We start from the raw sequence: 7,630 nt of genomic DNA, 5'->3' as shown, positions 1-7,630 counted from the left end.
GGATTCTAGGAGGCGCAACGCCGGTATGACGAGCCGGGCGGTCAGCGTAATCTGACCGTCCGGCTCGTCATACCGGCTCCTCGTCGTACCGGCTCCTCGTGGTATACCCGGTCCCGGTCCCAGTGCCGGCCATCGCGATGGTGAGGCGAGCGGAACCGTTAGTCCGTCCTTCGGTGGCTCGACACGGGGACCCGCGGCGACCGTCGGCGGGCGCGGCGAGCACGGGTGGGGCGGCGAGCACGGGTGGGGCGGCGGTCTGTGTGGACGGCGCCATCCGCGCGATGTGGTGCGGTCGCGCGCGTGTCGTGCCGTGCCGTGGGTCAGATCGCGGCGAAGGACCGGCCCGGCACGGGAGCCGGTGGGAGCGGCGGTGACGACGCTCCCGGATCCCCTTGGAGCCTGACGGCCTCCTCTGGGGTCACCGTGAACCAGGTGACGAGCAGGAGGCCGAGCCCGGTGACGACCGGGGCCAGCAGGCCTCCGGACAGCACGCTATAGAAGATCAACACAGATCCGGAGAGCACGAACGACTGCGAGCCGCGTACGAACATCGCTACCACCAGACCGATGAACGCGGTGGTCCCGACGACGCCGTACTCGAGGATCAGCTTGGGTAGGAGGGCGTAGTTCAGCGGTAGTCCGGTGCGGTGGTAGAAGGCGGCGGCGTCCCGGTCGGCGAACCCGGGCCCCCAGCCGAACGCCACCGTCATCGGATCGCTGCCGAGCGCGTCCCAGGTCCGCTGGTACGGCTGGACGAAGCGCAGGCTGCCGCTAGACGTCGATGAGGACGTCTCCGTGGCACGCGCGGCGAAGATATCCGACGCCGGGGTGAAGCTGATGATCAGCGCCACGAGGCTCACCCCGAGCAGGGCGGTGAGCGCGAATCGGGCGCCCTTGTGAACGGCCAGCAGGACGCCCGCGCAGGCCAGCAGGAGCAGACCGGTGCCAGAAACGGTGCTCAGGATGGCCAGCACAAACATGATCATGCGCCACCAGCCGCCGTTACGCAGTGTGCAGACCACGATACCGAAGCCGAGGAACTGCGAGCAGAACGACGCCTCGAGGCAGATGAAGGCGTTCGACTTGTACAGCGACGAGCCATACTGCACGGGGTAGGACGTGTTGAACCCCTGCATCAGGAACTGCGGCGGCACGACGTTCTTGACGACGTCGGTGTATGGAACGCCGACGAGCTGAATGGCGAACTGGAACAGGGCGAGACCGGCGAGCACCGTGATCATGATCAGAAAACGGTCCAGCAGCCGGGGCAGGAGAGCGCGGGCGTCCGCGCCGCGCAGGCCGAAGAGGAACGGCACGTATGTCGCCAGCAGCAGCAACAACGAGGTGAAGGACGTGTCGTCGTTCTGCTGGAGGAAGGAGACGAGTGCCGAGGCCGAACATGCCGTCATCGCGACGAGGTAGGTGGTCACCCGGCCGGAGTTGTACGTCAGACCTCCGCGCCGCAGCATCAAGGCCGCGCAGACATAGGTGATCGGCAGGATTACCTGAACCTGTGAACTGCCCACCGGGAAAGCGATTCGTTGCAGGAAGATCTCGCAGAAGAGCAGAATCGTCAGCATCCGGAGGGTGGCGTCGTTGACCGACTTCCCGCTGCCGGCCTCCTGGGTCGGGATCACCCACGACCGTGGAATCCTGGTCGTGAGCGTGGTGGTGACCACTGGTTCCCGTCCCCCGTTCCTGGTCAGTGGGCTCCCGGGCGCCGCGCCCGGCGGCGGGGCCCGGCGATGGAAGCCCATCGGCACGTCGGCACGTCGGATAGCTGGCGCGACGGGCGGACGGCGCGGGCGGTTCAGTGTATCCGGGGCCCTCGTGCCGTCTCGCAAGGCGGTCTCCGTGCCGTTTCCGGAGCGCACGGTCGCGTCTTCGTTACGTCTCGCAGCCAGCTGGTGGGGGCTCTTCGAACCCGGCGCGGGCGGTGGATAATAGCGGTCGTCCGACCCGACAGCCATCGGTTTGCATCCGTGTAGATCGGTGCCGCCATGAGGGACCCAGCTCGGGAACCCGCCTGGCGGTGACGCGCGTTTGTCGTACCAGGACGGCGTCATCGCCGCGGTGATATTCGATTTTGGTCTGCCTCGGGTTCGGACCGGTCATCATCGCCGTTGTGGCGGTTGTGCAGGATCTGCCTGGTCCTGGATCTGGTCCTGGTCCCGAGGCCGGGATCGTGCCGTCGGCGGACTTCTAGGCCTCGGGGCCCGTGGGCTCTGGCGCGCCCACGGGCCCCGAGTCGTTGCGCAGCGGGAGCGCGTCAGTAGCTCTTCTTCGCCGGCCGCAGGTGTAGCTCGGTGATCTCCGCGGTGGGTGGGAGTCGGATCAGGTAATCGACGAGATCGGCCACGTCGGCCGCTTGGACGAGTAGCTCGGGCGCGTACTCACGGCCTTCCCGGGCGTAGATCGCCTCCTGCCGCGGGGTCGCCGTACGGCCGAGATGGATGGTAGTCACCCGGATGCCGTCGGCGTTGATCTCCTGGCGCAGGCTGTCGGCGAACCCCCGCATGGCGTGCTGGGTGGCGGCGAACACGCTGGTGCCCGCGCCGGCCCGGATGCCCTGGGTGGAGTTGACGATGACGATGTCGGCGCCGCGGTCGGCCCCGGCGACCCGCAGCGCCGGCAGCAGTCGCTGGGTGAGCGCGTACGGTGCCCGGACGTTCGCGAGGTACTGGGCGTCGAGATCGGCCAACGACACGGCGTCCACCCGGGCGCTTCCGTAGGCGCCGGCGCTGTGCACCAGATGATCGACGCGGCCGTAGCGGCCCGTGACCTCGGCGGTGAACGCGACGACGGCCGCGTCGTCGGTCAGGTCGAGGCACACCGGCGTCAGGCTGCCTGGCCCGGTTGCCTCCTTGCCGAGGGCGTCGAGCCGGGTCTGGTCGCGCCCAAGCGCGAGGACGGTGGCTCCGTCCGAGGCCAGCAGCAGCGCGGTGGCCCGGCCGATGCCGCTCGATGCACCGGTCACCACAGCGACCTGCCCGGCGAGCGGAACCTCGTCCGCCGCCGGGCCGTCCGCGCCTGCGCCCGCGCCCGATCCGTTCGGGGCCGCCATCAGACGTTCTGGTGGGAGAACACCAGTACCGCGTCCTCCCGCGGCGGCGCGGTGTCGTAGGTCAGGCAGATGTCCTCGGGGATCCGGCTCAGGTCGGTGCCACGCAGGTAGTCCCGCATGGTCGTGCCGGTGCACTCCGCGTCGACGTTTGGCGCTCCGACGTGGTTGACCACGTCGTCGAAGTGGACGGTGCGGAAGTCCATGCTGAACCGGGTGCGGCCGGAGTTGTTCGGCACCGAGGAGTGCAGCTGGGCCGCCGAGAAGATCATTATTCCGCCGGAGGGGGCGACCACCCGGGTCTGCGGAAAGATTTCCACCTCCTCCTCGGGCTTGGGCTGCTTGCGAGTGTCGGACTTGATGTGCTTCGCGGCGTCGGCCCGGTTCTTCGCGTTCCACTCGTAGTAGTCGTAGTCGCGGGAACCGTTCTTCACGTCCTGGGAGAAGTAGCGCGGGTGGAAGGCCATGGCGTTCTCCGGCACGATGTCGAAGATCGGCATCCACCAGTTGAGCTGGCAGAACGGTGCCGAGTACCAGGTGTCGCGGTGTGGGTGGAAGGCGTAGGCGATGCCCGAGGTGAGGTAGTCGTCCGACGTCGAGGTCCGCAGCCGGGGCACGTCGAAGTAGGTCTTCGACAGGTCGCAGCCGTGCTCGGCGAGAATCGCCGGCAGCAGCTCCTTGCAGGTGGGGTGGTGGATGAACCGTGGCTTCAGCTCGGCGAGCAGGGCCGCGTAGTCCTCGACCGGCATGTGGTACTGCGCCGTCTCGGGGTCGAGATCGCCGAAGGCCTCGCGGATCAGGGCGCGGCTGAACTCGACGAACTCCCGCGTCGCGGGACTGGGCGCGTAGACGAACAGCTCGCCGGCGTAGAGCCTCGCCCGCCGCTCGTCATCGGACAGCGTGGACTCGACCAGTACCGAACTCATCAGGTTCCCCCTCGGAACGGACATGGGTGAGAAGCAGCCGGGCCATGGCGAGTTCGTCCGGCGTGGTGACATGGATGTTCGCCGGCTCGCCGGGGATGACCACGACTAGGCCGCCGGCCGCGGCGACCATCGCCGAGTCCTCGACGGCCTCGCGGGCCCCCGCGTGCACGGAGCGCAGCAGGTCCGCCCGGAAGGCGTGCGGGGTCTGCACGAGCCGGTGTGTCTCCCGCGGCAGCGAGGCCCCAGTGACCAACCGGGGGGTGTCGTCGGGGAGGCCGTCGATCACCGTCGAGTGGATCTCCTTGACGACCTCGGTGAGCGGGAGCCCGGGTACGGCCGCGTCGGCGCCGGCGCGGACCTCGTCGACGACCCGCTGGTACAGGGCGGGAGTCGCGAGCGGATGGGCGGCGTCGGTGATCACGATGATCCCGGCGTCCGCGGGCACGGCCGCCAGCCCCGCCCGGACGGACTCGGCCCGGGTGGCGCCGCCGGCGACGACCCGCACTCCGTCCGGCGGTGACCAGTGGCCGATCAGGGCGGCGGGGACGACCACGGCGATGCCGTCACTGGCGGGCCGCGCTGCCGCGACCGGGTGGGCGAGCAGGGGCTCACCCCCGAGGTCGAAGAACTGTTTCGGCCCGCCGAAACGCGTGCCGCCGCCGCCGGCCAGCACGATCGTCCAGACCGGGCCGCTGTTCCCGGTGCTCCCCGCGCCGTTGGTGACGGCGACAGCGGTGTCGGTCACCGCTGGGCTCCCGCGGGCGCGGCGCTGGTGACGTCGCTGAGCAGATCGACGCCCGCCAGGGCGTCGGCCGCCGCCGCGACGGTGTCGAACGGCAGGTCCGCGCGGTCGGCGATGTCGAGCAGGCTGCGCGTGCCGTCGGCCAGGTTCAGCACCCACAGCAGGCCCATCTCGATCGCCTGGCGGTTCATGGTGGCCCCGATGGCGCGGTACAGGCCTCGCGGGCCGAGCTGCGGCTCCCCGTAGGGGGCGGTGTTGCGCCAGATGCGGTCGCGCTCGCAGATGGCGATCGTCCGCAGCAGGATCGCGAACGAGTCGGCCAGTGACTCCGGGGTCACGAAGTCGAGGTCGTCCGCAGACGTGTGGTACTGCGGATAGTCGCCGTGCTGGCCGCGCCCGAACCGGCCGACGGGCAGGTCGAAGCCGGGGGAGCAGAACTGCCGTTCGTCGTAGCCGTAGGGGGAGAAGTCGATGGCCTGGTGCGGCCGCCCGGTCTCGGCGAGCGCCGCGGCCGCGGCCCGGTCGACGACGGCGTCACCCCGCCGGCTGCGCTTGTAGGTCGGGTCGGAACGGTCACCCAGGCCGGTCAGCACCAGCCCGTGCCGAATGCGCCCGACGGTGTCGCGGTTGCGCGCGAGCCAGGTGATCGATCCGATCGTGCCGGGGATGAACAGCAGCCGGAAGGTGTGCCGGCGGGGCAGCCTGGCCAGGGTGCGGGCCAGCAGGGTGGCCGTGGCGATGCCCGAGCAGTTGTCGTTCGCCATCGCCGGGTGGCAGGTGTGGGTCGTGATGAGGAACTCGTCGTCCGTGGTCCCGGGCAGCATGATCTCGCCGTAGGTCAGCGACCCCGCGGTGAGGGTGGTGTCGATCTCCACGCCGTACTCGCCGTCGGGCAGCGCGGCGAGCTGCCGGTCGGTCAGGCAGAAGCCCCAGTTCTCGGTGTAGTAGGAGGTCCGGTAGGGCACCCAGTCCGGGCGGTCCGGCATCGAGAACAGGTGCGGGCGCAGCTCGTCGAGGGACAGCCGGGCGCGGACCGGTGTGCTGTACCCCAGCAGGTGCAGCGGGTTGTCAGCGGCGTCGACGATGGTCTTGCCGTCCGGGCCGGTCAACCGGGCCGAGGTGACGTTCCATTCCCGGGGCACGGTCCAGTCCAGGACCGGTGTCCCGCTGGGGACCTCGTGCACCGTGAGCGCGGGCTCCGGGCCGAGCGCCCGCGCGACGGTGGCGAGCGTCGTGCGGACACCGTCCCCGGTGATACTGCGCGCGGGGGGCAGCAGGGTGGCGACCAGGTCGTGCAGCCACGTACCCGGGTCGGCGCCTGCCGTCGCCGCGTACTCGCTTGCGCCGCCGGGGTCGGAACCGCTCAGGGGGGAACCGTTCGGCTCGGGACTGCCGGAGCCGCGGGAGGAATCGCTCATCGCTGGACCCGTCCGGAACCTCAGCCGGCCCAGACACGCCAAGGCGCGGCACCGGAATCCCAGAGCTGGTTCAGCTCGGTCCAGTCGCGGAACGTGTCCATACCCATCCAGAATCCGTCGTGGGTGTGCAGGGTCAGCTGACCGTCCCGGGCCAGCTGCTGCAGCGGGTGACGCTCCAGCAGCAGTGCCGGGTCGTCGTCGAGGTACTTGTCGATGAACTCGCGCTCGAAGACGAAATATCCCCCGCTCACCCAGCCGGTCTGCGGCGGCTTCTCGGCGAAGAGGGTGACGGCGTTGCCGTCCGTGGTCAGCTCGCCGTAGCGACTCGACGGCCGGACGCCGGTGACCGTCCCGATCCGCCCCGACGCCAGGTGGTCGGCGAGCACCGCGCCGATATCGACGGCACCGACTCCGTCGCCGTAGGTCAGCATGAACCGCGGGCCGGTCAGGTACTGGGCGACCCGGCGCAGCCGGGCTCCGGTTCCGGTGAGTAGGCCCGTCTCGGCGAAGGTCACCTCCCACGCCTCGTCGCCCACGGTGTTGTGGAACTGGGGGGTGTGGTCGTCGGAGAGCGTGAGGGTGAAGTCGGCGACCTGCGCACGGTAGGCGAGGAAGTAGTTCTTGATCAGATCGCTCTTGTAGCCGAGGCAGAGCACGAACTTACGGAAGCCGTAGTGCTCGTAGGTCTTCATGATGTGCCACAGCACCGGCTTGCCGCCGATGTCCACCAGCGGCTTGGGTAGTTTCTCGCTGGCTTCCCGCAGCCGGGTTCCCATCCCGCCGCACAGGATCACGACGGGGATGTCCGCCACGTCGGGAATCTCGCTGGTCTGGGCGATCTCGATGCTCAAGGCTGTTGCGTCTCCCGTGCTCATGCCCCGGTCCGGACGCGCTCGGGGCGGATGGGCGTCGATGGCCTGGTCGTCGCGGGACCGCGATGCGCTCCGGGCGACCCGGGACAGCCGTCCCGCGGGCCGGCTGGTCGTGACCGGTGGGGGCAGCCACCGGGCGGTCCGGCTGCGCGGGCGGCGCGTTCTCACGCGGGTGAGGACGTCGCTGCTCGCCCGCGAACGTGCGTGCGGGCGTGATCCCGTGGCAACGGTACCGTATGGGCCTTTGCCGGCTGGTGGTGTCCCTACGAACCCGCGCGTGCGGCATAGACCCCACAACCCCGCGGGCCTCCCATGCGTCTGACTCCGGTAACTCCCGTGACTCCCCTGACTCTGGGACCGGATGACGGTTTCGGTGGGTCGGGTGCGCCTGTCGAACGATTCTCTCGGAGCGGGAGGGTTGGCCTACGGATGGTCGATCGTTGCACTGCGTGATAAGCCGAGGCCGCCGAAGGCACACTTCGTCAGTGGTTGTTACTGTTTGGCGATCACTCTCGGATTACCGAACGAGTCTCGGCTCAGGTGTCGACGGTGATGGCGGACCTCGTTGCGAGTCACCGGATCGGGGAGAGTGCAGCCCTTGGAGTCGAAAT

At 69.6% G+C, this 7,630-nt stretch carries 6 protein-coding genes; all 6 read right to left on the bottom strand.

Annotation, left to right across the window (positions count from 1 at the left end; translation table 11 throughout):
• Positions 1 to 320: 320 nt before the first annotated feature.
• On the bottom strand, positions 321 to 1,637 hold the full coding sequence (locus tag AC08OU_RS04170) for a hypothetical protein (protein WP_476599118.1): 1,317 nt from the start codon (positions 1,635 to 1,637) through the stop codon (positions 321 to 323).
• 632 nt (positions 1,638 to 2,269) lie between these two features.
• On the bottom strand, positions 2,270 to 3,064 hold the full coding sequence (locus AC08OU_RS04165) for an SDR family oxidoreductase (RefSeq protein WP_476599116.1): 795 nt from the start codon (positions 3,062 to 3,064) through the stop codon (positions 2,270 to 2,272).
• Positions 3,064 to 3,987 carry a phytanoyl-CoA dioxygenase family protein gene (locus AC08OU_RS04160; protein ID WP_476599114.1) on the bottom strand — a complete coding sequence of 308 codons (924 nt, stop codon included), beginning with the start codon at positions 3,985 to 3,987 and terminating at the stop codon, positions 3,064 to 3,066. Before AC08OU_RS04160 ends, AC08OU_RS04165 begins: the two co-directional genes overlap by 1 nt.
• Positions 3,950 to 4,732 carry an IspD/TarI family cytidylyltransferase gene (locus AC08OU_RS04155; RefSeq protein ID WP_476593092.1) on the bottom strand — a complete coding sequence of 261 codons (783 nt, stop codon included), beginning with the start codon at positions 4,730 to 4,732 and terminating at the stop codon, positions 3,950 to 3,952. Before AC08OU_RS04155 ends, AC08OU_RS04160 begins: the two co-directional genes overlap by 38 nt.
• The gene (locus tag AC08OU_RS04150) at positions 4,729 to 6,147 is read right to left on the bottom strand and encodes a DUF4910 domain-containing protein (RefSeq protein WP_476599112.1); all 1,419 of its coding nucleotides are present in this window, start codon (positions 6,145 to 6,147) and stop codon (positions 4,729 to 4,731) included. The genes AC08OU_RS04155 and AC08OU_RS04150 overlap by 4 nt, the downstream gene beginning before the upstream one ends.
• Positions 6,148 to 6,167: 20 nt before the next feature.
• Positions 6,168 to 7,022, bottom strand: coding sequence for a glucose-1-phosphate cytidylyltransferase (locus AC08OU_RS04145; protein WP_462202737.1), 855 nt, complete (start codon positions 7,020 to 7,022; stop codon positions 6,168 to 6,170).
• Positions 7,023 to 7,630 lie beyond the last annotated feature (608 nt).

The sequence above is a fragment of the Frankia sp. CcMO1 genome, assembly GCF_977945845.1.
Note: the sequence above shows the minus strand (reverse complement) of the source record. Positions and strands in the feature narration are given on the sequence as shown.

Bases quoted from the DNA above. Each gene is read 5' to 3' on its own strand.
- AC08OU_RS04165 (WP_476599116.1), bottom strand. From the start codon at position 3,064: ATGGCGGCCCCGAACGGATCGGGCGCGGGCGCAGGCGCGGACGGCCCG.
- AC08OU_RS04160 (WP_476599114.1), bottom strand. From the start codon at position 3,987: ATGAGTTCGGTACTGGTCGAGTCCACGCTGTCCGATGACGAGCGGCGG.
- AC08OU_RS04150 (WP_476599112.1), bottom strand. From the start codon at position 6,147: ATGAGCGATTCCTCCCGCGGCTCCGGCAGTCCCGAGCCGAACGGTTCC.
- AC08OU_RS04145 (WP_462202737.1), bottom strand. From the start codon at position 7,022: ATGAGCACGGGAGACGCAACAGCCTTGAGCATCGAGATCGCCCAGACC.